Annotated in this window: 21 protein-coding genes; 20 read left to right on the top strand and 1 reads right to left on the bottom strand. The window is 67.8% G+C overall.

Annotation, left to right across the window (positions count from 1 at the left end):
* Positions 1-185 precede the first annotated feature (185 nt).
* The 5 genes from B1964_RS08580 (at position 186) to B1964_RS08600 (ending at position 5,904) form a co-directional block, all read left to right on the top strand.
* Positions 186-1,154: a bifunctional riboflavin kinase/FAD synthetase gene (locus B1964_RS08580; RefSeq protein WP_014359791.1), complete on the top strand. Its 969-nt coding sequence runs from the start codon at positions 186-188 to the stop codon at positions 1,152-1,154.
* Between the two features lie 156 nt (positions 1,155-1,310).
* On the top strand, positions 1,311-1,580 hold the full coding sequence (gene rpsO / locus B1964_RS08585) for a 30S ribosomal protein S15 (protein ID WP_006371375.1): 270 nt from the start codon (positions 1,311-1,313) through the stop codon (positions 1,578-1,580).
* Positions 1,581-2,043: 463 nt separating this feature from the next.
* Positions 2,044-4,320 carry a polyribonucleotide nucleotidyltransferase gene (locus B1964_RS08590; RefSeq protein ID WP_079929497.1) on the top strand — a complete coding sequence of 759 codons (2,277 nt, stop codon included), beginning with the start codon at positions 2,044-2,046 and terminating at the stop codon, positions 4,318-4,320.
* Between the two features lie 119 nt (positions 4,321-4,439).
* Positions 4,440-5,207, top strand: a complete 768-nt coding sequence (locus B1964_RS08595) for an NRDE family protein (RefSeq protein ID WP_079929517.1) — start codon at positions 4,440-4,442, stop codon at positions 5,205-5,207.
* 28 nt (positions 5,208-5,235) lie between these two features.
* On the top strand, positions 5,236-5,904 hold the full coding sequence (locus tag B1964_RS08600) for a GAP family protein (protein WP_079929498.1): 669 nt from the start codon (positions 5,236-5,238) through the stop codon (positions 5,902-5,904).
* A gap of 140 nt (positions 5,905-6,044) precedes the next feature.
* On the opposite strand, the gene ald is transcribed toward B1964_RS08600, so the two are convergent.
* The gene (gene ald / locus B1964_RS08605; RefSeq protein ID WP_079929499.1) at positions 6,045-7,160 is read right to left on the bottom strand and encodes an alanine dehydrogenase; all 1,116 of its coding nucleotides are present in this window, start codon (positions 7,158-7,160) and stop codon (positions 6,045-6,047) included.
* A gap of 191 nt (positions 7,161-7,351) precedes the next feature.
* Here ald and B1964_RS08610 point away from each other — a divergent pair, with 191 nt between their 5' ends.
* The 15 genes from B1964_RS08610 (at position 7,352) to B1964_RS08680 (ending at position 24,628) form a co-directional block, all read left to right on the top strand.
* Positions 7,352-7,831 carry an Lrp/AsnC family transcriptional regulator gene (locus B1964_RS08610; protein ID WP_079929500.1) on the top strand — a complete coding sequence of 160 codons (480 nt, stop codon included), beginning with the start codon at positions 7,352-7,354 and terminating at the stop codon, positions 7,829-7,831.
* A 136-nt stretch (positions 7,832-7,967) separates the two neighbouring features.
* Positions 7,968-8,720 carry a 4-hydroxy-tetrahydrodipicolinate reductase gene (gene dapB / locus B1964_RS08615; protein ID WP_006371381.1) on the top strand — a complete coding sequence of 251 codons (753 nt, stop codon included), beginning with the start codon at positions 7,968-7,970 and terminating at the stop codon, positions 8,718-8,720.
* A gap of 11 nt (positions 8,721-8,731) precedes the next feature.
* Positions 8,732-9,274, top strand: a complete 543-nt coding sequence (locus B1964_RS08620) for a hypothetical protein (RefSeq protein WP_079929501.1) — start codon at positions 8,732-8,734, stop codon at positions 9,272-9,274.
* On the top strand, positions 9,274-9,729 hold the full coding sequence (locus B1964_RS08625; protein WP_079929518.1) for a flavodoxin family protein: 456 nt from the start codon (positions 9,274-9,276) through the stop codon (positions 9,727-9,729). The genes B1964_RS08620 and B1964_RS08625 overlap by 1 nt, the downstream gene beginning before the upstream one ends.
* A gap of 48 nt (positions 9,730-9,777) precedes the next feature.
* Entirely contained in the window at positions 9,778-10,983 is a 1,206-nt protein-coding gene (locus B1964_RS08630) for a PQQ-dependent sugar dehydrogenase (protein WP_253193928.1), read from the top strand.
* Positions 10,984-11,035: 52 nt separating this feature from the next.
* Entirely contained in the window at positions 11,036-11,869 is an 834-nt protein-coding gene (locus tag B1964_RS08635; protein WP_014359796.1) for a thymidylate synthase, read from the top strand.
* Positions 11,870-11,929: 60 nt separating this feature from the next.
* Entirely contained in the window at positions 11,930-12,424 is a 495-nt protein-coding gene (locus B1964_RS08640; protein WP_079929503.1) for a dihydrofolate reductase, read from the top strand.
* 1 nt (position 12,425) lies between these two features.
* On the top strand, positions 12,426-13,661 hold the full coding sequence (locus tag B1964_RS08645) for a crosslink repair DNA glycosylase YcaQ family protein (protein WP_079929504.1): 1,236 nt from the start codon (positions 12,426-12,428) through the stop codon (positions 13,659-13,661).
* A gap of 258 nt (positions 13,662-13,919) precedes the next feature.
* Positions 13,920-16,778 (top strand): phosphoenolpyruvate synthase, encoded by a 2,859-nt coding sequence (locus tag B1964_RS08650; protein ID WP_079929505.1) that lies wholly within the window; start codon positions 13,920-13,922, stop codon positions 16,776-16,778.
* The gene (locus B1964_RS08655; RefSeq protein WP_079929506.1) at positions 16,771-20,265 is read left to right on the top strand and encodes an AMP-binding protein; all 3,495 of its coding nucleotides are present in this window, start codon (positions 16,771-16,773) and stop codon (positions 20,263-20,265) included. Before B1964_RS08650 ends, B1964_RS08655 begins: the two co-directional genes overlap by 8 nt.
* A complete protein-coding gene (locus B1964_RS08660; RefSeq protein ID WP_079929507.1) occupies positions 20,262-20,621 on the top strand; it encodes an acyl carrier protein in 360 nt (119 codons plus the stop codon). The genes B1964_RS08655 and B1964_RS08660 overlap by 4 nt, the downstream gene beginning before the upstream one ends.
* On the top strand, positions 20,618-21,721 hold the full coding sequence (locus tag B1964_RS08665) for an SDR family oxidoreductase (RefSeq protein WP_079929508.1): 1,104 nt from the start codon (positions 20,618-20,620) through the stop codon (positions 21,719-21,721). The genes B1964_RS08660 and B1964_RS08665 overlap by 4 nt, the downstream gene beginning before the upstream one ends.
* A complete protein-coding gene (locus tag B1964_RS08670; RefSeq protein ID WP_079929509.1) occupies positions 21,718-22,692 on the top strand; it encodes a nucleoside-diphosphate kinase in 975 nt (324 codons plus the stop codon). Before B1964_RS08665 ends, B1964_RS08670 begins: the two co-directional genes overlap by 4 nt.
* Positions 22,689-23,699: a ScbA/BarX family gamma-butyrolactone biosynthesis protein gene (locus B1964_RS08675; RefSeq protein WP_079929510.1), complete on the top strand. Its 1,011-nt coding sequence runs from the start codon at positions 22,689-22,691 to the stop codon at positions 23,697-23,699. The genes B1964_RS08670 and B1964_RS08675 overlap by 4 nt, the downstream gene beginning before the upstream one ends.
* Complete coding sequence (locus tag B1964_RS08680; RefSeq protein WP_079929511.1) at positions 23,699-24,628, top strand: hypothetical protein; 930 nt, start codon at positions 23,699-23,701, stop codon at positions 24,626-24,628. Before B1964_RS08675 ends, B1964_RS08680 begins: the two co-directional genes overlap by 1 nt.
* Positions 24,629-24,635: the final 7 nt, after the last annotated feature.

Raw genomic sequence — 24,635 nt, forward strand, 5'->3', positions numbered from 1 at the left:
ATGGTGCTCAGCTTATGTGTCGATCCCCCCCGACGCGAAGAAGCGCGGTCGCCGGCACGGGTGGCGGGTGCGAAGTCCGGTGGCGACACCCGAGGTTCACGGTGTTCGTGGACGGCGGTCACCGGAGGTTCACACAGCCCGGGCGGTGCTGGTACGGCGCGGCCGGTGGCCGTAGTGTTGTCGGCGTGTTGCGTTGGAGAGGTCTGGAGGACGTCCCCGCGGATTGGGGTCGGTGTGTGGTCACGATCGGTGTCTTCGACGGCGTTCACCGCGGCCACGCGGAGTTGATCGGCGCCGCGACGAAGGCCGCCCGCGAACGTGGCGTACCCGCGGTGCTGATGACGTTCGACCCGCATCCCGCCGAGGTCGTGCGTGCGGGCACCCATCCGCCGCAACTGACCACCCTGACGCGGCGGGCCGAACTCGCCGAGCAACTGGGTATCGACGTGTTCTGTGTGATGCCGTTCACCCCCGAACTCGCCGCGCGGACCCCGAAGGACTTCGCCCACGACGTGCTCGTGGAACGCCTGCACGCCGCCGACGTCGTCGTCGGAGCCAACTTCACGTTCGGCAAGAAGGCCGCCGGCGACGTCGCCAAACTCACCGAGCTCGGCGCCAAGTTCGGGTTCGAGGTGCAGGCGGTGTCACTGTTCGGCGAACATGCCGTCACCTACTCCTCGACCTACATCCGGTCGTGTGTGGCCGCCGGGGACGTCGAGCGGGCGACGGAGGCGCTCGGCCGCCCGCACCGGGTGGAGGGAGTGGTCGTCCGCGGCGACGGGCGGGGGCGTGAATTGGGTTATCCCACAGCCAATGTCGCACCGCCGATGCATGCGGCGATCCCGGCCGACGGGGTGTATGCCGCGTGGTTCACCGTGCTCGGGGCCGGTCCGGTGGTCGGCCAGGTGATCCCCGGCGAGCGGTACGAGGCCGCGGTGTCGGTGGGCACCAACCCCACCTTCTCCGGGCGGACCCGCACGGTCGAGGCCTTCGTCCTCGACACCAGCGCCGATCTCTACGGCCAGCACGTCGCCGTCGACTTCGTCAGCCACATCCGCCCGATGGAGCAGTTCGACAGCATCGACGGACTGCTCGAGGCGATGGCCGACGACGTGGAGAAGACGCGCGCCATTCTCGCCGCGTCCGATCAGTGAGCGACGTGCGCGGCGATTTGGGTGCCGGGGTTGCCCGCTGGTAAATTGGCGGATCGGCGTTGCTGCAGTCCGCGGTGGCGCGCCGCCCCGCACCGGCCCCGGTGGGTTCGGTCGGGAGATGACATTGTCGCGGTACTGAGAAACAGGAGTATCTCCATGGCACTGACTGCTGCCGAGAAGAAAGAAATCCTCGGCCAGTACGGTCTGCACGAGACCGATACCGGCTCGCCCGAGGCGCAGGTCGCGCTGCTGACCAAGCGCATCACCGACCTCACCGAGCACCTCAAGGAGCACAAGCACGATCACCACAGCCGCCGTGGGCTGCTGTTGCTGGTCGGCCGCCGTCGTCGTCTCCTGAAGTACGTCGCCAAGGTCGACATCGAGCGCTACCGCTCGCTCATCGAGCGCCTCGGCCTGCGTCGCTGACCTCCCCGTCGCGTCGAGGTCATCAGACATCACGAGAACCGGTCACCCTCGTTGGGGGTGGCCGGTTCTTGTCGTGTCAATGGTCGTCGTGTCGATGGACTTTGTCGTGTCAATGATAAGGTGGCCTCGGAACGCCGCCGTGACGTGCGAGTCCACGGAAGTGATGAAGAGTCAGATCGGTCCTCGGTAGTGGCCGCCGGAACACGAGGTTCCGGCCGCTTCGATCGAAGGCCGTCTGAGCAACAACGGGTGCGCATACGAGCGCGCCGATCACCTCCCGCCGACGATCTCACCCACGCGTGTTCCGGGCTTGCCGCCCACGCGGACACCGACACGAGCAGCCGAGCATGATCGCCGTGTCGTCGCGCCGCGGGCAGCCCCTATCCGCATAGAGAAGGCCGCCGGAAATCGCGGCCACCCACGGCCGCCGGATGCGGCCGCAACGAAGGGATCAACACCCCACATGTCCGATGTGACCACCACCGAGGATTTCGCCGACTACGACGAAACCATCACCGAGGCCACCGCCGTCATCGACAACGGCAGCTTCGGTACCCGCACCATCCGCTTCGAGACCGGACGCCTCGCCCTGCAGGCCGCCGGCTCGGTGACCGCCTACCTCGACGACGAGACCATGCTCCTGTCGACCACCGCGGCGTCCAAACACCCCAAGGAACACTTCGACTTCTTCCCGCTCACCGTCGACGTCGAGGAGCGGATGTACGCCGCCGGGCGTATCCCCGGCTCGTTCTTCCGCCGCGAGGGCCGTCCGTCCACCGATGCGATCCTGACCTGCCGGCTGATCGACCGTCCGCTGCGCCCGTCTTTCGTCGACGGTCTGCGTAACGAGATCCAGGTCGTGGTGACCGTGCTCTCGCTCGATCCCAAGGACCTCTACGACGTCGTCGCGATCAACGCCGCGTCGGCCTCCACCCAGCTCGCCGGGCTGCCCTTCTCCGGTCCCGTCGGCGGCGTGCGCGTCGCCCTCGTCCCGACCGAGGAGAACAAGGCAGGCCAGTGGGTCGCGTTCCCGACCGCCGAGCAGCTCGAGGGCGCGGTGTTCGACATGGTCGTCGCCGGTCGCATCGTTTCCGGCGAGGGTGATTCCGCCGACGTCGCGATCATGATGGTCGAGGCCGAGGCCACCGAGAACGTCATCGAGATCATCGCCGGTGGCGCGCAGGCGCCGACCGAGGCGATCGTCGCCGAGGGGCTCGAGGCCGCCAAGCCGTTCATCGCCCGCCTCTGTGAGGCGCAGAAGTCCCTCGCGGCGGCCGCCAAGGAGACCGGCCAGTTCCCGCTGTTCCCGCCGTACGAGTCCGACGTCTTCGACGCCGTGTCGGCCGCCGCGAGCGAGAAGCTCGCCGCGGTCCTCTCGATCGCCGGCAAGCAGGAGCGCGATGACAAGACCGACGAGCTCAAGGAACAGATCCTCACCCAGCTCGCCGAGCAGTTCGAGGGCCGGGAGAAGGAAATCGGCGCGGCGTTCCGTTCGGTGACCAAAAAGCTTGTGCGCCAGCGCATCCTGACAGATCACTTCCGTATCGACGGCCGCGGCATCACCGACATCCGCTCGCTCTCGGCCGAGGTCGCGGTGATCCCGCGGGCCCACGGCAGCGCCCTGTTCGAGCGCGGCGAGACCCAGATCCTGGGCGTCACCACCCTCGACATGGTCAAGATGGCCCAGCAGATCGACTCGCTGACCCCCGAGACCTCCAAGCGCTACATGCACCACTACAACTTCCCGCCGTATTCGACCGGTGAGACCGGTCGCGTCGGGTCGCCGAAGCGTCGCGAGATCGGTCACGGTGCGCTCGCCGAGCGTGCCCTGGTGCCGGTGATCCCGAGCGTCGAGGAGTTCCCGTACGCGATCCGTCAGGTCTCCGAGGCATTGAGCTCCAACGGCTCGACCTCGATGGGCTCGGTGTGTGCCTCCACCATGTCGTTGCTCAATGCCGGTGTGCCGCTGCGTGCCCCGGTCGCCGGCATCGCCATGGGCCTGGTGTCCGACACCATCGACGGCGAAACCCGGTATGTCGCACTGACCGACATCCTCGGCGCCGAGGATGCCTTCGGTGACATGGACTTCAAGGTCGCGGGCACCAAGGACTTCGTGACCGCGCTGCAGCTCGACACCAAGCTCGACGGCATCCCCAGCCAGGTTCTCGCCGGTGCGTTGACCCAGGCCAAGGACGCCCGGCTGACCATCCTCGATGTGATGGCCGAGGCGATCGACGAGCCCGACGAGATGAGCCCGTACGCGCCGCGGATCACCACCATCAAGATCCCGATGGACAAGATCGGTGAACTGATCGGCCCCAAGGGCAAGACGATCAACACCATCACCGAGGAGACCGGCGCCAACATCTCCATCGAGGACGACGGCACCGTGTTCATCGGTGCGTCCGACGGCGAGTCGGCGCAGGCGGCGATCGACCGCGTCAACGCGATCGCCAATCCGCAGCTGCCCAAGGTGGGCGAGCGGTTCCTGGGCACCGTGGTCAAGACCACCGCGTTCGGTGCCTTCGTGTCGCTGCTGCCCGGCCGCGACGGCCTCGTGCACATCTCCAAGCTCGGTAAGGGCAAGCGCATCAACAAGGTCGAGGACGTGGTGAACGTCGGCTCCAAGTTGCAGGTGGAGATCGCCGACATCGATGAGCGCGGCAAGATCAGCCTCATCCCCGTCGACGACGACGCCAAGGCCGCACCGGCCGAGGAGAAGGCCTCCGCCGACGCCTGATCGTCGACTCGGTTCCCCGGCCCGTTCCCGCTTCGGCGGGGGCGGGCCGGTGTCGTCGGTGCTGGTATGTCGTGGATGCCACTCACAGGCTCTACGAGTGTGTCAGTAGCCTGGCGGGCGTGTGCTTGATCCTGTTCGCCCTCGAGGTCGACCCGAATTTTCGCCTCGTCCTCGCCGCCAACCGTGACGAGTTCCATCGTCGGCGCAGCGCCGCGGTACACCGGTGGGACGATCTGCCGGTGATCGGTGGACGTGACCTCGAGGCGGGTGGTACCTGGCTCGGCCTCGCTCCCGACAAGTACCGGTTGGCCGCGGTGACCAACGTGCGTGACGGGATCGCACAACCGCAGCCGGACAAGCGATCTCGCGGTGGACTACCCGTCGACTTCGTGACCGGCACGGGCAGTGCCGCCGACGCTGCGGCAGCCCTCGTGGAGACCGCCGACCGGTATGCCCCGGTGAACCTACTCGTCGACGACGGAGCCGAGATGTGGTGGGCCACCAACCATCTCGAACCCCGTGCCGTGCGGGTGGAGCCGGGAATCCACGGATTGTCCAACGGCGCACTCGACGAACCGTGGCCGAAGGTGACGGCGGGGACGGCCATGCTGCGCGACGCGCTGACGTCATCGGTCCCGTCGTCGTCCGATCCCGAAGCACTGCTCGAGGCCCTGCACGACACCACCGTCGCCGACGACGCCGCGCTCCCGCACACGGGTGTTCCGCTCGACAACGAGCGCGCCCTGTCGGCCATGTTCGTCGACATGGGGGAGTACGGCACCCGGGCCGGCACGGTGGTTCGGATCGACTCCGCCGGCCACGGCGACATCACCGAACGCCGTTACACCCCCGACCAAGGTCCCTCCACCGTGGCCATCAGCGTCTGATCGCCCACCGTCGGGCTAGATTGCTCGGGTGACACACGCCGTCCTGGATGTCCTGCCGATCGCCGTCGCCCTACTCATGGCCTCCCTGCCACTGGTGATGATGAGCATGGCGCTGGTCATCAAACGCACGGGCGTGATCGGATGGTGCTTTCTGCTCGGTTGGCTGACCGGTCTCGCCGCGGTACTCGTGGTTCTCATCGCGATCGTCGACGTCGGCTCGCTCTCCGGCGGTTCGGGCCCCGCGATGGGCGTCGTGGGAGTGGTGGCGGGCCTCGCATTGCTGGGCTGGGGAATCCGCAAGTGGCAGAAGGTATGGACGGCCGATGGCGCCGACAGCGAGGTCCCGGGGTGGTACTCGATGATCGAGGAGATCGGTGCCGCGAAGGCCACCGCATCGGGATTCGGTCTGGCGGCCCTCAATCCGAAGAACCTGCTCATCACGGTGTCGGCGGCCGCCGCGATCGCCGAGGCCACCGCCGACGTCGGGGCCCAGGCAGTCGCGATCGTCGTGTTCGTCGTCGTCGGCAGTCTCGCAGTGGCCGCGCCGACAATCGCCACGAGCATTGCCGGCGAGCGCGCCGAACCGACGCTGGCGCGACTCGACGCGCTGATCACCCGGCACAATGCGCTGATCGTCGGCACGGTGCTGATCGTGCTCGGCTTCGTGGTGATCACCAATGGGCTTGAAGCGCTGTGAGGTCTGTGTCGGCCTCGACGATGTCACCGCACCGAGATGGCGGCGCGAGTAGCGTTCGGTCGCACCTGGTCTCACGCCGACGCCTGCGCCCCATCGAGGGAGCGCAGGCGTCGGTGTGCCGAGACCGTGTGGTGATCTCCTCAGTGCGCGGCGAACGGATTCGCGGTGACCGGGATGTTCAGGGCGGCACCGACTTCTGGGGTGTAGAGGTGTCCGTCGTGGGTCGACAATCCGGCGGCCAGCGAGGCGTCGTCGCGGCAGGCCGCCTCCCATCCCTTGTCAGCCAGGCGCAGCACGTAGGGCAGGGTGGCGCCGGTGAGTGCCTGGGTCGAGGTGCGGGCAACCGTGCCGGGCATGTTGGCCACGCAGTAGAAGACGCTGTCGTGCACGGTGAAGGTCGGATCGTCGTGGGTGGTGGGGCGTGAATCCTCGAAGCAGCCGCCCTGATCGATCGCGATGTCGACCAGCACCGAGCCCGGCTTCATCTGTGCGACAAGGCTGTTGGGTACCAGGACCGGCGCCTTGGCGCCCGGGACGAGAACCGCGCCGATGACCAGATCGGCCTGCTTGATCGCCTCGGCCAGGGCCAGAGACGTCGAGTGACGAGTGTGCACCCGACCACCGAAGCGTGCGTCGATCGCGCGCAGCTTGGTGATGTCGAGATCGAAGACGGTGACCTGAGCGCCCATGCCCATGGCGATGGTCGCCGCGTTGACGCCGCTGACCCCACCGCCGATGACGACGACGTCGGCCGGTTCGGTTCCGGGAACGCCGCCCATGAGAACTCCGCGGCCACCTTCGGACCGCATCAGATGGTAGGCGCCGACCTGCGGGGCGAGCCGGCCCGCGACCTCACTCATCGGGGCCAGCAACGGGAGCGAGCCGTCGGCGGCGCGAACAGTCTCGTAGGCGATCGAGGTGGTCTTCGACGCGAGCAGCGCATCGGTGCACGGACGGCTGGCGGCGAGGTGAAGGTAGGTGAACAGGGTCTGCCCGGCACGCATTCGCGGGTATTCGGCGGCGATGGGCTCCTTGACCTTGAGGATCATCTCGGCCTGACCCCAGACCTGGTCGGCGGTCGAGAGGATCTGCGCCCCGGCCTCCTTGAAGTCGTTGTCGGCGATCGCCGAACCGAGGCCGGCACCGGCCTCGACGACCACCTCGTGGCCGCGATGGGTCAGCTCGGCGACTCCGGCCGGGGTGGCCGCGACGCGGTACTCGTTGTTCTTGATCTCGGTGGGGATACCGATACGCATGACGGGTTCTCCTTGACGGTGGGGGTCTGTGGCGCCGACGGTGATGAACGTCGACCAGGAATCCTCGTGGCTGAATGTTCCTCGATGAACTAGCCTCAAGAGTGAAGTAACTTCGGAATCGACACAAGTGACATGAACATGATTCTTGAACTCGTCGGTATGCCGAAGATCCATCGACCAGGAGGTATTTGATGCCCGAGTCGCCGAAGGATGTTCGGCCACAGCTCGACGAGGTCGATCGTCAATTGCTGCGGCACCTGCAGACCGACGCCCGGGTCACCAACAGCGACCTCGCCGCACGCGTGGGGATCGCCGCATCGACCTGCCACGGTCGCGTCCGACGACTGCGGGATCTCGGCGTCATCCGCGGGTTCTTCGCCGATGTCGATCCCGCTGCGGTGGGTCGTCCGCTGCGTGCGATGGTCGCGGTCAGCCTGCAATCGGATGCCCGCGGTCAGATCCGGAAGTTCGTCGGTGAGATCACCGGCCACGACGAGGTGATCGACGTGTTCTTCCTCGCCGGCTCCGACGACTACCTGCTGCACGTCGCGACGGCCGACACCGAGGAACTGCGTCGCTTCGTCGAGATGCTCAACGCCCGCCGAGAGGTCGCGGGCACGACGACGTCGCTGGTGTTCGACCACCGACGCGGCGACGCGCCGATCTACTGACCCGTCTGCGCACCCTCATTTCGACGTCCTCGTTCACCGGCCGTGGCGCCTGCGGGCGGGCCCGTCGACGCGTCCCCATAGACTTGGTGCGGGACCAATCGGGTCGTACGCGGCAACCCGTCGAGGAAAGGCTGACATGGCGCAGGGCATCAGGGTTGGGGTCTTCGGCTCCAACGGCAAGGTCGGCAGGGCGATCGTGTCGGGCATCGAGGCGGCCGACGACCTCACCTATACCGCCGGCGTCGACAAGGGCGACGCCCCGGAGTTCTTCACCGACACCGACACCCAGGTCGTCGTCGACTTCACCCATCCCGACGTGGTGATGGACAACCTGAAGTTCCTCATCGGCAACGGGATTCACGCCGTGGTCGGGACGACCGGCTTCACCGACGAGCGCCTCGCACAGGTACGCGAATGGCTCGCCGAGGCACCCGGCGTGGGGGTGCTCATCGCGCCGAACTTCGCGATCGGTGCGGTCCTGTGCATGCGCTTCGCCCAACAGGCGGCCCGCTTCTACGACTCCGTCGAGGTGATCGAACTGCATCACGCGGCCAAGGCCGACGCGCCCTCGGGCACCGCCTATCGCACCGCGTCGTTGATCGCCGAGGCCCGTGCGGCCGCCGGCGTCGGCCCCAGTCCCGACGCCACGACCGCCGAACTCGACGGCGCGCGCGGTGCCGAGGTCGACGGTGTGCGCGTGCACTCGGTGCGCCTCGCCGGCCTCGTCGCCCATCAGGAGGTCCTGCTCGGCACCGAGGGCGAGACCCTGACCATTCGTCACGACTCGCTGGATCGCACGTCGTTCGTCCCGGGTGTGCTGCTCGGCGTCCGCAGCATCGGCGAGCGGCCGGGTCTGACCGTCGGTCTCGACGACCTCATGGACCTGTAGGGGCGCCGCTCATGGCTCCCGACCCCGATCCGTCCCGTCCCGATCCGACCGGATCGGATGCGGACCAGTCGTCCGCCCGGTCGAAGAAGATCCGCGAGCGCGACGCCCGTCCGATCGTGTGGATGATCGCCTTCCTGGTCATCGCGATGTGCGTGTACTTCGTGCTGCTCGGGCAGCGTGGCGTCGACCTGATCACCAGCGGGACCGCGGCCGGCATCGGCATCGGGATCGGCGTGCTGATCCTGCCGTTCCTGGGGATCTGGATGATCGTGGCCACCTTACGGGCCGGTATCGAGCATCAGCGATTGGCGCGCGCGATCGCCGAGGAGGGGCGGGAGCTCGACGTCTCCGACATGCCGCGCCGACCGTCCGGCCGCATCGAACGCGATGCGGCCGACGCGCTGTTCGCGCAGGTTCGTCAGGAGTGGGAGGCCGACCCGAATGACTGGCGCAACACCTACCGCATCGCCCGCGCCTATGACTACGCCGGGGACCGGAGTCGCGCCCGGGAAATGATGAAACGTGCTGTCGCGCAATACCGTGGGCGGGCGTGATGGCAACACTGTTGATCGTGCACCACACCCCGTCGCCGCACTGTCAGGCGATGTTCGAGGCGGTCGTGTCCGGCGCCACCGACCCCGAGATCACCGGTGTCGGGGTGGTGCGCCGCGCCGCGCTGTCGGTGTCGGCCAGCGACTTTCTCGACGCGGACGGTTACGTATTGGGGAGCCCGGCGAACCTCGGCTCGATCTCGGGTGCTCTCAAGCACGCCTTCGACGGTTCGTACTACCAGATCCTCGATTCGACGCGGGGCCGACCGTTCGGGCTGTACCTGCACGGCAACGAGGGCACCGAGGGGGCGCAAGCCGCGGTCGACCGGATCACCGCCGGACTGGGCTGGACGAAGGCCGCCGAGTACGTCATCGCGTCGAACAAGCCCGACAAGGCGGTGCTCGAGGCGTGCTGGGAACTCGGGGCCACAGTGGCCGCCGGGATCATGGAGAGCTGAGAGCCTCTCGTTGCGCCGCTATTCATAGGTATGCCTAAGCTCATGTCCATGTCGAGAACTTTGCGCAGTTCGTGGCTGGGTCGAGTGTTCACGTCGATGGTGTGCCTCGGGGCGGTCGTCGTGGGTTCCGGTGTGGTGGCGGGTGAGGCACGGGCCGAGCCCGCGCCGGACCTGGCTGTCGAGACGGTCACCGGTGGTCTGCGGATTCCGTGGGAGGTCGTCGCGGCGCCGGACGGAACCATCCTCACCAACGAACGGTCGGGAAGGTTCGTGGCCGTCGCGCCCGACGGCCGCGCACACACGGTGCGGGCAGACCTGTCGACCCTGTTCGTCACCGGCGAGGCCGGACTGATGGGAATGGCGCTGGATCCGGGCTTCGCCACCAACCGACGTCTTTACACCTGCCAGTCGGAGGTCACCGCACCGACCGGCCGGATCACCGCTCCGCCGTCGCTTATCCGATCGCCTCTGCCGTGGCCCACCACCGGTCAGGTGAACAGCGTCGTCGCCTGGCGCGTGGCGCACGACTGGTCGGCGCTGACGCGGGAACGCACCGTGCTGTCCGGCATTCCGCTCACGATGGCCGGACGCGAAGCCGGGTGCGGCGTCACCGCAGCCCCCGACGGCACACTCTGGATCGGCACCGGCGACACCGGACTGCCGACCGTCTCCCAGGATCGATCCTCGTTGGGCGGCAAGGTCTTGCACATCAACGCCGACGGCAGCCCGGCAGCCGGCAATCCCGACGCCGCCAGCCCGATCTTCACCCTCGGCCATCGCAACGTTCAGAACATCGCCCTGGGTCCGGCGGGGCGCGTGTACTCCATCGAGCAGGGCACGCATGTCGACGACGAGCTCAATCTCCTCACCGCCGGCGGCAACTACGGTTTCCGCCCCGACAAGCGAATTCCCCTCAACGACGAGGACGCGGTGATGACCGATCCCCGCGTACCGGGTGCCATCGGTCCGGTGTGGAAGTCGGGTGCGCCGACGGTCGCGCCGCCCGCCATCACCTTTCTCCCCGATTCCGGTTGGGGACAGTGGAACGGTGCCCTGGTGATCTCCGCGCTCAAGGGCAAGCGACTGATCCTCGTGCAGCTCTCCGACGATGGACGGCGGGTCGTGCGCACCGCCGACGCACTCGACGGTGAGTACGGCAGGCTGCGCGGGACGACGATCGCCGCCGACGGGTCGTTGCTGCTGCTCACCAACAACGGCACGGACGACAAGATCCTGCGGGTTCGGCCGAGCTGATCGGCGCGCCGGGACAGGTTCACCCGTGCCGGGTTCACCTACACTGGCTCCCGTGAGCACGGCGATCCACGGCAGCGCGCCGACCGGCACGATCCCCACCCCGTACGAGGACCTGTTGCGGTTGGTGCTCGACACCGGCACCCCGAAGGCCGACCGCACCGGAACCGGTACGCGCAGCCTGTTCGGCCATCAGTTGCGCTACGACCTCGCCGCGGGATTCCCGCTGATCACCACCAAGAAGGTGCATCTCAAGTCGATCGTCTACGAGTTGCTCTGGTTCTTGCGCGGAGACTCCAACGTGCGATGGCTGCAGGACCGCGGGGTCAGCATCTGGGATGAATGGGCCGACGCCAACGGTGATCTCGGCCCTGTCTACGGAGTCCAGTGGCGCAGCTGGCCGACACCGTCGGGGGAACACATCGATCAGATCTCGGCCGCGTTGGACATGCTGCGGACCAACCCGGACTCGCGCCGTAACATCGTCTCGGCCTGGAACGTCGGGGAGATCCCGCAGATGGCGCTACCGCCTTGCCACGCGTTCTTCCAGTTCTACGTCGCCGACGGCAAGCTCTCGTGCCAGCTGTATCAGCGCAGCGCCGACCTGTTCCTCGGCGTGCCGTTCAACATCGCGTCCTACGCCCTGCTGACCCACATGATGGCCCAGCAGGCCGACCTCGACGTCGGCGAATTCGTCTGGACCGGCGGCGACTGCCACATCTATGACAACCACGTCGAGCAGGTGACCCGCCAGCTGTCGCGGGAGCCCTACCCATACCCGACACTCGCGTTGCGCAAAGCGGATTCGATCTTCGACTACGACTTCGACGATGTCGCCGTCGTCGGCTACCGGTCGCACCCGGGCATCAAGGCGCCGGTGGCGGTCTGACCTGTCGTGGCCTGAGGTGCCGCGAACGGCAATGTCGGAGGTGGCCATTATCCTGGGTTCATGGGCGGCATCACACTCATCTGGGCGCAGGATCGGGTCGGCGCGATCGGCCGCGACAACACCATCCCGTGGCGTGTGCCCGAGGACATGGCACGGTTTCGCGAGGTCACCGGCTCGCACGCGGTCGTGATGGGACGCAAGACCTGGGAGTCACTGCCCGAGCGTTTCCGGCCACTGCCCGGTCGGCGCAACATCGTGATCACCCGCTCGCAGACCTATCGCCCCGAAGGCGCCGAGGTGGTCCACACGGTGACCGAAGCGCTGCAGCTCGCCGGCTCCGACGCGGTGGTGATGGGCGGCGGAGAGATCTACACGGCCGCAATGGACCACGCGACTCACCTGCGGGTCACCGAGATCGACATGCTGGTCACCGGTGCCGATGCGTTCGCCCCGGTGATCGACGAGAGGTGGCACACGACGACCGAGACCGACTGGGCGCAGTCGAGCACCGGGACGTTCTATCGGTTCGTCGACTACGTGCGGCACACGTCCTGACGTGGCCGCCGCCCTCACCACGGCTCAGGCCCGCCGCATCGCGCTGACGGCACAGGGATTTTCCGACCGGCCGCCGACTGGTGCCGTCACCATGCGGCTTGTCGAACGAGTCGTGGCGCGCACCAAGCTGTTTCAGATGGACTCGGTCAACATCGCAGTGCGGGCGCATTATCTGCCGCTTTTCAGTCGGCTCGGCCCCTACGATCAGGCACTGCTCGATCGGGCCGCCTGGCGGCCCGGGCGTGGGCGCCGTTTGTTGACCGAATACTGGGCGCACGAGGCCGCGCTCATCCCCGTCGACGATTGGCCGCTGTTCGGGTTCCGGATGGCCGAGTACCGCGACGGACGCTACCGTCACACGCGAGACACCATGCGTCGCAACCGTGAACTCGCCGACGACGTGCGCGCAGTGATCGCCGAGACCGGGCCGGTGACCCCGCGGCGCATCGAAGAAGTCCTCGGAATCGAGCGCGCACCACAGGCCGCGGGCGGCTGGTGGAACCGCGGTGAGGTCAAACACCTCTGCGAGGCGATGTTCGCCTCCGGTGAGTTCGCCGCGACCCGCGACGACGTCTTCGGACGTCACTACGACCTTGCCGAGCGGGTCGTCGGCGCCGATCGAGTGGACCGTCGTGTCGAGCGGGACGACGCGCACCGCGAACTCGTGAGGCGTGCAGCATCGGCCTTGGGGGTGGCCACCGTCGCCGACCTCGCCGACTACTACCGGCTCAAGACCGCAGACGTGCGGCCCGCTATCGCCGACCTGATCGACTCCGGTGTCCTGCAACCGGTTTCGGTGGACGGGTGGCGCGATGGTGCGTACCTCCACACCGCTGCAACGGTTCCCGCCCGGGTTCGCACAGCCAATCGTGAACGGGGAGCCATTCTGTCCCCGTTCGATCCGCTGGTGTTCTTCAGGCCTCGCACCGAACGAATCTTTGGTTTTCACTATCGAATCGAGATCTACGTTCCCGAACACAAACGCGTGCACGGGTATTACGTCCACCCGTACCTGCTCGGCGACGAGATCGTGGCGCGCGTCGATCTCAAGGCCGATCGGCAGCGCGGGGTGCTGATGGTTCCGGGAGTATTTTCCGAGGCTGGGCAACGTCTTTCGGAGATCGCGTCGGCATTGCGACGCGCCCTGCAGGTGTTGGCCGACTGGCTCGGGATGGAGTCGGTCGAGATCGGTTCCCGCGGGGACCTTGCCGACACGCTACGTCATCTCTTGGACTGACAAGCCAGAACTGCGCAAAGTAACGCCTCGACAGGGTTCCCGATAACCACCACAAGTCGCGCTCATCGGCGAGGACGGCGAAAAAGCGTCGCTCGTGGCACTCATTCGCGAGCGTTGATGAGTTGGTGCGGATCGTCGCAGGGTTGCGATGCCGTCCGTTCAGGCACAGGGTGACGACAGGCCCAACCCGACAGAGGAGCTGGTGTGGAGCCATTGGATCGGACGGCAGCGGATCAGACAGCAGGGGATCGGCCGCCAATGCATCGACCGGCATTGCATCGACCGGGCGATACGCAGATGGTCGCCGGAGACCCCGGCGGGAAAGCGCGTGGGCTGGCATTGCTGGCCGAGGTCGGCGTGGCTGTACCGGAATGGGTGGTGCTCGGCGCTGATCTGTTCGAAAAGTATGTGCAGGAAACAGGTCTCACCGACCTGAGGTATCTGGTGAACTCGGCCGAGGATGAACGCACCGCCCAGCGGTACGCGGCAGAATTGCGCGAGCGCGTCCTGTCGTCGTCGACGCCCGACGACATCGACGACACGATCGACGCGGCATGGTCGCGACTCGGCCGCGGACCGGTGGCGGTGCGGTCGTCGGTGGCGGCCGAGGACGGCGCGGACCTCTCCTACGCCGGCCAGTTCGAAACATATCTCAATATCACTGGAACACAGGATATCTCGCTCCGGGTGCGTCAATGTTGGGCGTCGGCGTACGCGCCGCGGGTGCTCAGTTACAGGTGGGCACACGGGGTCCGCGAGGCGGATGCGATCGCCGTGGTGCTGCAGAGACAGCTCGATCCGTTGACCAGTGGAGTCGTGTTCACCGCCAACCCCACGACCGGTGCCCGCGACGAGATGGTCGTCAGCGCGGTGTACGGACTCGGGGAGGGACTCGTCTCCGGCGCCGTCGACGCCGACACCGTCATCGTCGGTTCCGACGGCTCGGTGCGCGCCACGACCATCGGGGACAAGGACTCCCGGGTCGTCACCGTGCCCGGCGGTGGCATCGCGACCATCGGCGTCGACGACGCCGACCGACGACGCGCGGCCCTGACCGCCGGCCAGATACAGGAACTCGTCGCGACCGCCGAGCGGATCGAGGAGGCCATCGGCGCGCCCCAGGACATCGAATGGGCCCTCGACGGTGGGGGCCTGTGGTTCCTGCAGGCCCGCCCGATCACCACCGTGGCCACCGCCGCGCCTTCGTCGAGACCGGCGTCGGACTGGCTGATCCGCGGTGCGGGCGAGTGCGTGGCCGACGACGATCTGCGAATCTGGGACAACTCCAACATCATCGAGAGCTTCAACGGGATCACCTCGCCCCTGACCTACACCACCGCCGCCGACATCTACGGTCGCGTCTACCGCGGCTACGCCGAATCGATGCGCCTGCCGCGGGCGGCCCTCGCCCAGATCGACACCTGGACGCCGGTGATGCTGGGCAGTTTTCACGGACGTGTGTATTACAACCTGCTCCACTGGTACCGCATGGTCGGCATCGCGCCGGGGCACGCCCTCAACCGCAAGGTCCTCGAGGCCGCGCTCGGCGTCGCCCAACCACTCGACAAGGACCTGGCGCGAACGCTCAAGCCGTACTCCCTGGCCAACCCGATCCGGCGGCTCGTCGTGCGAGCGGTCACCACGGCGGTGTACCTCCGTAGGATGCGCGACATCGACGACCTCGTCGAGGACTTCCTCACGGAGTTCTATCGCGTCTACGACCGCTTCGAGAACCTCGATGTGGACACCATGACCGGTGAACAGGCCTATCGCACCTACCGCGAGGTGGAGGGCGATCTGGTTCGCCGATGGGGCCCGCTGATGGTTCTCGACGCGATCCTGCTCACCCTGACCGGTGCGATGTATCTGTTGACCAAGATCTTCCTGCCCAGGGCACCCGAATGGTTCCTCTACGCCGTCGTCGGACCAGGTGCCGATGTCGAGTCCGCCGAACCGGCCCGGGCGATGACCGCACTCGCCGAAGTGGTGTCCGCGGACCCCGGCGTCCGCGAACTCGTCACCACCACCCACCCCGCATCGATTCGCCGCGCCCTGCACGAGGGCGGCCACGATGTGATCGCCGCAGCGGTGGAGAACTACCTGCAGCGCTACGGGTACCGGAGCCTCGACGAACTGAAGCTCGAGGTCCCCGATCTGCGTGAGGATCCGTCGTCGTTGTTCGTCATGCTGCGCAGCGCACTCGCGCGCGGCACGGAATCGGCCGCACCTCCCGACCCGGCCATGCATTTGGATCCGGCCACGCGTTCCGCTACCGCGCCGCCGGAGTCGGCCCAGCAGTACCTCGATGCCCATCTACACGGACTACGTCGGCGCACATATGACGCGCTGCGCGGCAAGCTGTCCCGGTGCGCCGCGCATCGTGAGCGTCTGCGATTCGCTCGCACAAGGGCTTTCGGCATGGTCAAACGGTTGATTCGCGTGATGGGGCGCGATCTCGCCGAGCGCGGCGTGCTCAGCGACTTCACCGAGGTCTTCGAGCTGACCGTCACCGAACTCCGCGAATGTTACGAATCGGGCCCACCCGACGATGTAGCGGCCATGGTGTGCGCACGCAGAGCGGCCCGCCACGCCGACTCGACCCTGATCGCGCCGGAACGCTTCGAGACCCTCGGACAGCATCTCGACGACGCGGCACTTGCCGCGCAGGGCTGGACGCCCGTGGCCGAGATCGCTGCTGCGCCTGCGGGATCGGTGCTCGTGGGCACACCGTCGTGTGCGGGTACCGCCGAGGCGACCGCCCACGTGGTGACCGAGCCGATCGGCGTCGACGGAGGCATTCTCGTCGCCTATCGCACCGACCCCGGGTGGGTGGCCGCATTGCCGTCCGCCTCGGCGCTGGTCATCGAACGCGGTAGTCCGCTGACCCACGTGGCCATCGTCGCCCGCGAACTCGGCATTCCGACCGTGGTGCAACTTCGTGACGCGACGGCGTTGCTGCGCAGCGGGATGCACGTACGCGTCGACGGCACCGCGGGAACCGTGACGGTCGTGACGGATGCGCCGCAATCGACCGATACCGCACCCGACGACCCGCCATCGTCGGCCACCGCCACCCCGGACGGGGCGCGACTCGAGAGGACCCCCGACCATGCGTGATCGAACCGGCCGCGACGCACCCGAGATCATCCGTGGATGGCTGCGCGACCCCGCACCGGACAAGGGCATCCACCTCGCCGATGAGGACGGCGGGTGGATCTTTTACTCCTACACCGACATCGCCGGGCGAGCGTTACGCATCGCCGGTGCCATGCGCGAGCACGCGGTACGCGCCGGTGACGGAGTGTGCGTGATCCTGCCCACCGATGTCACCTGCGCGGCAGCGTTCTACGCGGTCTGGGCGTGCGGCGCGGTCTTCACACCGATCCCCCCGCCGACCTTTGCCGACCTCGACGAGTACACCGCGCACGCCGCGGCCATCCTCGCCCAGGCCGCTCCCGCTCTCGTCGTGACCGCACCCGGTCTCACACCACTGGTGACCGACGCCGTGTCCGCGGCGGGACTCGACGTCCCGGTCATGGAGGTGGGCGCCGCCGGCTCGGACGCCACGCCGCTCGACGACCTCGCGCCGACGACCGAATGCGCTCTGCTGCAGTTCACCTCCGGATCCACCGGCATACCGCGCGGGGTCGAGATCTCCTGGCCCAATCTCGCGACCAACACCGCGATGATCACCGACCTGCTGTGCTGGCGTGCCGACGAACCGATGGCGTCGTGGCTTCCCCTCTACCACGACATGGGACTGGTCGGTGGCTTCCTCACCACGGTCACCAATCAGGAAGATCTGTACCTGATGCGACCCGACCAGTTCGTGCGTGATCCGGCGCGCTGGCTGCGCGCGATGGAGATCGCCCGCCACACACCGTCCCCGTCGTTCTCCTTGGGTTACCTGGCCCACCGTATTCGCCCCGACGACATCGACCGTCTCGACCTATCGGGATGGCGCACCCTCGCGGTCGGTTCGGAGCCGGTGGAACTGTCGGATCTGCAATCGTTTTGCCGCCTTGTCGCCCCACAGGGCTTCGACCCGGCCGCGATCACCCTGGCCTACGGACTCGCCGAATCGACGTTGATGGTCAGTTCCTCGAGGCGCGACCGACCGATCACACTGCTCCGACCGGCCTCGCCACTTCGGTTCGGGGAGCCGGTCGACATGGGCAGATGTGCGGTGTTCGACGTCGATGCCGAGTATCCGGGATCGGGATGGATTGCCGGCCTGGGGTGTTCGACCCCTGACTCCGAGGTCGCCGTCGTCGACGACGACGGTCGGCCGGTGCCCGACGGGGTGCTCGGTGAGGTGACGGTCCGCGGTGGCTCCGTCGCCCGCGGCTATCTCGCCGGGTCACCGGCCGGTTCGACCCACATCACCGACGGTGTGCTCCACACCGGCGATGCCGGATTCCTGCACAACGCAGAGCTCTATGTCCTCGGTCGGATGGGATCGAGCCTGAAGGTGCGGGGCCGCTCGGTGTTCATGGAGGATGTCGAATCGACGGTGTCGGTCGAATGCGGGATCACCAAGGGCAAACTGGCGGCGGTGGCGATCACCGATGCCGGGTCGCAAGGCGTCGCACTGTTCGCCGAGACCGCGCCGGGAGAATGGATCTCCCACGCCCGCACCGTTATTCGCGGGCAACTCGGGCCCGCTCAGACGGTCACCGTCATCACCGGCGGGCGCGGCCTGATCCGGCGCACCTCGAGCGGAAAGCCGCGCCGGCGCCACATGTGGCAGATGTTCACCGCCGGGGAGATGACCGACGCCGTGGTGCATGAGGTCGACGGCACCGCGAGTGCCGCCTCTGCGAGCACCGTCGCGTCGGCCCGGGAGACCGCCGACGACCGGGCCGTTCCGACGCTGCCCGCGCAGCGCGTGGCCCAACTCCTCGATACCGCACTAGACTCGGTCGTCGTCCCCGACAACTGTGCGATCGTGTTCGAGGGGTCACTCGCTGAGGGATTCGGCAACGAAGGCTCCGACGTCGATTTCCTCGTCGTGGCGGGCGGCGACGAAGAATTGCCGACGCTGCCGACGGTCCTGTTCGGTGACGGCCGCCGCCTCGAGGTGCGCACCCGTTCGCTCGCCCAGCTGCGCCACCACTTGGAGACGGTCGCCGATCATCTGGCCACCGGCACCGTCTCCGAGCTCGACGAGGATCTACTCAACCGGTGCCAACGATTCCTGCGCTCGACCACGATTCGTACGAGCGCCCTCGTCGACCTCGACGAGCTGCGGGGGATCATCGACCACCGCCGTTTCGGTGAGGTGATGGCGCGATGGTGGCGCCATCGCGCGGTGGCGGTGCTGCGGCACGTCACCACTCTGCGGACCCTCGGTGCCGACGACGAAGCGATCGGGTGGATGCGTGATGCACTCGTTCAGGCGGCCAAGGCATGGTGCGCCGAGCGCGGCGAAACCTACGTGGAGACCAAATGGCTTCCCCGACAGCTCGATCGGATCGACGACGAGAGGATGACCGAACGGTGGACCGCTGCGACGACACCGCCCACGCCTGACGCCGACTCGACCGGCTCCTGGTGGGTGACGGCCACCGACCTGCTCGCGGAGATCGGAATCGACGCGAACGAGTGGACGGATGCGCGGCAGCTTCGGCTCGCACGTGTTCCCGGTGTGACGACGTGGACCATCGGTTCGCGTGTGCACGTGGTGCGTGGTGTGCGGGACGTCTTCGTGCTCTCCGACCCCGCGGCACAAGCGTGGCGGCAGATGGTGTTCCGTCGTCCGGTGCTCGAGATCTGCGACCGCGGTGACCGTGCCGGGCAGGCGGAGCACCGCCCGGTCGCGGAGTACCTCGTCGAGTTCCTTCGACTCGGTGTCGTCGGAGTGGACTGGGCAGGCGCCGGGCCCATCCGGCCGGCGATCGCGATGTGCGAGGTCTCCGAACCGTACACACCACCGCCGGCCACGAGCGGTCCGATCGTCGGACTGGGTGGGGCGGTCGCCCCGCCGAGGGAGGGCGTTGCCGTGCTCTCGCCGTTGCCCGCAGAGCGATTCGCCTCGGCCGGCTTACAACTCACCTGGGCCAACATCGTCGCCGAGAACGCGCGGGAGGACCTCGTCGGCGCCCTCAAGAGCGGGCAGGGCGGTGTGGCCGATGTTGCAGCGCCACGCCTGATCGCAATGATCGCCCGAATGGTGCTCTCGGCGTGGGGAGTTCATCCTCTACCTCCCGATGTCACTCCGGCAGCCACGCTCCGCAGGATCCTGCCGAGCCCGATGATCGAACCCTCGACACTCACCGTCATCGAGCGGGCCGCCCATTTCCGATTCGACGACATCTTGTCCTCGGGCGGCGACGGACTCGCCGAACTCGAGGTACTCGACGGACTCCTCGGCGCGGTCCGGGCGCTCGTCGGCAGTGACTTCCCGGCCTCCTTCGACTCCCGCGACCAATGGCGCCGCACCCTCGAGATCGCCTACGACTGGGTTCGCCTGGGCACTCACCTGGAGGTTCGGTTGCCGCTGGCCGAGGCCGCCGATCTGATGAACAGCGGAGGCGGACAACCACATCCGGTCGCCGACGCCCCGCCGGCACCGTCCACACCGATCGGGGGTGGCGCCCGATGAGCGTCGATGAGCAGCACAACGCGGGCCCGGACCACCAGGTCCGACGGATCGTGGTCGCGATGGCGCCGAACCCGCCCGCGGATGCGCCGGCGGCAACCGATCGCCTCCGCGAGGACCTCGGATACGAATCCGTCCGGCTCATCGAGCTCACCATTGCCCTGGAGAGAGCGTTCGGCCTGCCGCCCCTACCGCCCGCCGAACTCGCCGGCGTGCGCCGGGTAGGCGATGTCGAGGCCCTCATCCGCCGCCAGATCGGCCCCGACGATAGTCGCCGGATCAGCACCGACGATAGTCGCCGGATCAGCACCGACGATAGTCGCCGGATCAGCACCGACGGTAGAGGAGAAGGCCGATGACCCCGTCACATGATCGGCGCCGGCGTGATCACATCCTGGTGACCGGCGCTGCGGGCCTGGTCGGTACCGAGGTGTGCCGCAGACTCGAGGCGTCGGGCCGGCCGGTGATCGGCGTGACCCATCGCACCGACTCACTGATCGCCAACGACGGTGCACCCGTGACCATTTCCGACACGATCACCGGTGACGTGCGACTCGGTGGATTCGGTCCCGCGGTGACCGCCCGGGCCGATTCGCTGGCCGGTCGGGTATCGACGATCGTGCACTGCGCGGCGACCACCGCCTTCGATGCCGCCGAGGAGGACTACGCGCAACTCAATGTGGGCGGCACCGCGCACGCCGTCGACCTTGCCCGCGCCTGGGACGTCCCGTTGGTGCACGTGTCGACCGCCTATGTCTGCGGCATGCGGGGCGGCACGATCGCCGAGGACGAGCTCGACGTCGGTCAGGTGTTCGGAACCCGCTACGAGAAGAGCAAATTCGATGCCGAGAAGCTCGTCGAACGTGCCCGCGCCGATGGGTTGCGCGCGGTGACGGTCCGGCCCGGGATCGTGACCGGCGTGAGTACCGACGGTGCCATCCGGGACCACAAGAACCTCTACACCGTCGTCAAACTCATGGTCGAGGGCAAACTGCGCACGCTGCCGGGACGCTACGACGCCACACTGTCGCTCGCGCCGGTCGATCACGTCGCCGACATCGTCACCGCCGCCACGTGCCACGCCGCCGATCTCGACGGAAAGGTACTGCACGCGTTGAGCTCTCGGCCGGTGACCCTGCGGGAGCTCTCCGACGTCCTGGCCGAGTATCCCTCCTTCCATGTGGCCACCTTCGTCCCGGATGCCACCTTCGATCCCGATGCACTCGAGGTGATCGAACGCGAGTACTTCCGCCGGGTCGGCTCGCTCTACACCAGCTACTTCCAACGGCGGCAGACCTTCTCGACCGGCATCGCCGAGACTGTCCTGGGGCGGCCGGCACCGGAATGTGGACCCGACTACTTGCGATTGCTTCTCGACCATTGCCTCGACATCGGCTACCTCGGTGCGCCACTGCCAGACGTGGAGACCGTCCTCGCCGGCCTCGGTGGTGCTCGATGACCGTGAAGACCGAGCGCGCGCACCACGCGACGACCCCCATGACCGCCGATCTGCTCACCCGGATCGGCGTCGACGGCGCCGACCTGTCGACCCACCTCGGCGACACCTACGTGCTCGAGGCGATCGAGCATCTCGATCGGATGGGTGTGGAGGCAGACTGGTTTGCCACCCGATGCTCACTGCTGCTCCTCAAACCCGACGCCGTGGTGGCCCGTGGCGTCGCGCCGACGCTCGAGTGGCTGGCCGCGCATCGGTGGCGAATCCTGCACGCCGCACGGGTCGAGTCGGGACGCCACCTCGCGAGGGCGTTGTGGCAGACCTCGTGGGCGCGGGCGTCGGTCGAGCGTCGCCGACTGGCCGACCTCCTGGTCGAGATGTGCGACTCCATGGTCCTTCTCGTCACCGACGACCACAGCGCTGTCGGTGCCGCGGACGGCGCTGTCGGCGTTTCTGCGGGCGCTGTCGGCGGAGAATCGGCGACGGTGCGGCTGACGCGGGAGAAGGGACCCACCGATCCGACCGCGGGTGCCCCGGGTGAGCTGCGGCATGCGCTCGGTCACCGCAGCTACCTGCTGAATCTCGTGCATACACCCGACACGCCCGTCGAGGTGTTGCGGGAATGGGCGATCATGCTCGACGAACCCGCGCGCGCAGCGTGCCTGCGGGATGTGATCGACGGTGGTGTCGACGTCGCCGAGCGGGTGGCGGCGTTGGCTGGGGAACTGTATTCGCAGACGCCGTCGCGTGAGTTCGGGCGGGCAGTGGCCGCCGAGCGGGTCGCCGCCCAGATGAATGTTGCTGCTGCACGTCTCGCGCCCCCGGGGCCCCACCTCACCGATGACCGGCTCTGTGCCGACATGCTGCGCAGCGCCTGGGCGAACGGGATCGACCTGGACCCGTGGTCGGTGATCGTGCTCGGCTCCCACATTCTGCCCATGACATCCGACCCGACCCGACGGGAGTGCAGATGACCACGCACATGACACCGGCCCCGGACCATCTCACCGTGGCGCCCACCTTCCACAGTCAGACGATTCCGCGCGAACTCGTTCATCGGTGTTCCGTCTCGGAGGTGTTCGTCACATCGTTGTCGCGCGCGCAGCCGGATCTCGGCGACGACGAATTCCGCGTCGGTGCGCAGCTTCCGCGAATGCACGCCTACTTCGGGGATCACCGTGGGCCGCAGGCGGGTCGTCATGACCCGTTGTTGGTGATGGAAACCGCGCGGCAGGCCGCGATCGCGGTGACCCACCAGTTCTTCGACGTGCCGCTCGACAGCGCGTTCCTGGTCCGCACCTTCAACGGCGTCGCCGACGCACCTGTTGACGACGGGGCGTGGCGGCCGGGATCCCGGCCCGCAGACGTCGACATCTCCGTCGGCATCGGCGCCCGCCATGTGGTCGCCGACCGGCTGATCGGACTCGACATGGTGCTGGCGATCTCGGCCGACGGTGCGCCACTGATGACCGTGGACGGGTCGTTCTCCTGGACGACCCGTGCGCAGTGGTCGGCCCTGCGCGCGCAGGCGCGCGGCGGTGCGGAACGCGGGCGCGTCCACGTGGCCGAGCCGGCACATCCACACGTCGTCGGCCGCTTCGACCCGCGCAACGTCGTGGTCGGGGTGCGCGCGCGGGATGGCCACGAGACGCGGGGCGAACTCGTCGTCGACACCGCCCACCCGGGCTTGTTCGATCACGAACTCGACCACGTGCCGGGCACCCTGCTGCTGGAAGCGGCGCGACAGATCGCGCTTGCTCATGTCGGTACGGACGTGCGGATCGCGGCGGTCCGGAGTTCGTTCGGCCGGTTCGTCGAACTCGATCGGCCGGCGAGGTGCATCGCACGTACAGACCATGCATGTACAGATCATGGGCACGACCCGGCCGACCCCGGAGCGGCAATCTCGGTGCTGGTGACGATCGAGCAGGGCGGCACCGCGTGCGCCGAGGTCCGGCTGGGTGTGGTGATCGGGACGTGATGGTGACCGAAACCCTTCGGGCGTCGTCGGTCTCGGTTGCGCGCATCGCCCGATTCACCGCGGTGATGTTCAAGCCGCAATATCTGCTCTTCGGGGTCCTGTGGGTGCTCGCGGCCGAAGGGACTGCGGCCCGGCTCAGCGGTGTGCGTTGGGAGCCCGGAGCGGCAACGGTCGTGCGCGTGGTGGTCGTGGTGCTCGTTCTGCTGTTCCTGCGGATGGTCGACGAACAGAAGGACCTCGACTACGACCGTGTGTACCACCCGGACCGGCCGCTGGTGACCGGTGCGGTCACCGCCACCGACCTGCGCGTCGCGATGCTCATGCTCGGGGTGGTCGTGGTGGTGCTGTCCGGGACGGCGGGTGTGGGCTCGGCGATCGCGATCGCGGCGGTGCTCGCCTACGGACTCGGTCTGTGGGCCGCCGAGACGGTGTGGCCTGCGCTGCGGCGGTCGGTGCTCGGCAATCTCGCCGTCACCTACCCGGTGCAACTGGTGTTGGCGGCGTATGTCATCGCCTCGGCGGTCGACACCGGACAGGTGGGCGCAGCATGGTCGACGGCGTGGGTCGCGGTGCTGATGGCCGGGTCGTTCCTGCAGTTCGAGTTCGCGCGGAAAATCTCTTGCCGGCCGCGACCCGGTGAGATGTACTACTCGAATCCGCTCGGTGCCGCCGGCGCGGTCGGTGTCTCGATGGGCTTCGTCGCCCTGACGACGGTCGCGGTCCTGGCCATCTGGACGCCGTGGCGATTCGATGGCGTCGGCGCCCTCTTCGGTTGGGCGGCAGTGGTTCTCGCCGTCGTCCCGGTCGGGGCCGCGGTGGTGTGGCTGCGTTCGCGCCACGACGGGTATCCGCCCGTACCCGCCGCGGTGTACGTCCTGACCGTCTACCTCGCGGTCATCGGCGCGGCGCTGGCCACCCCGACGGGATGAGGTGACT

Origin of the sequence: Gordonia sp. i37 (genome assembly GCF_002043085.1) — a bacterium.
Classification (GTDB): Bacteria; Actinomycetota; Actinomycetes; order Mycobacteriales; family Mycobacteriaceae; genus Gordonia; species Gordonia polyisoprenivorans.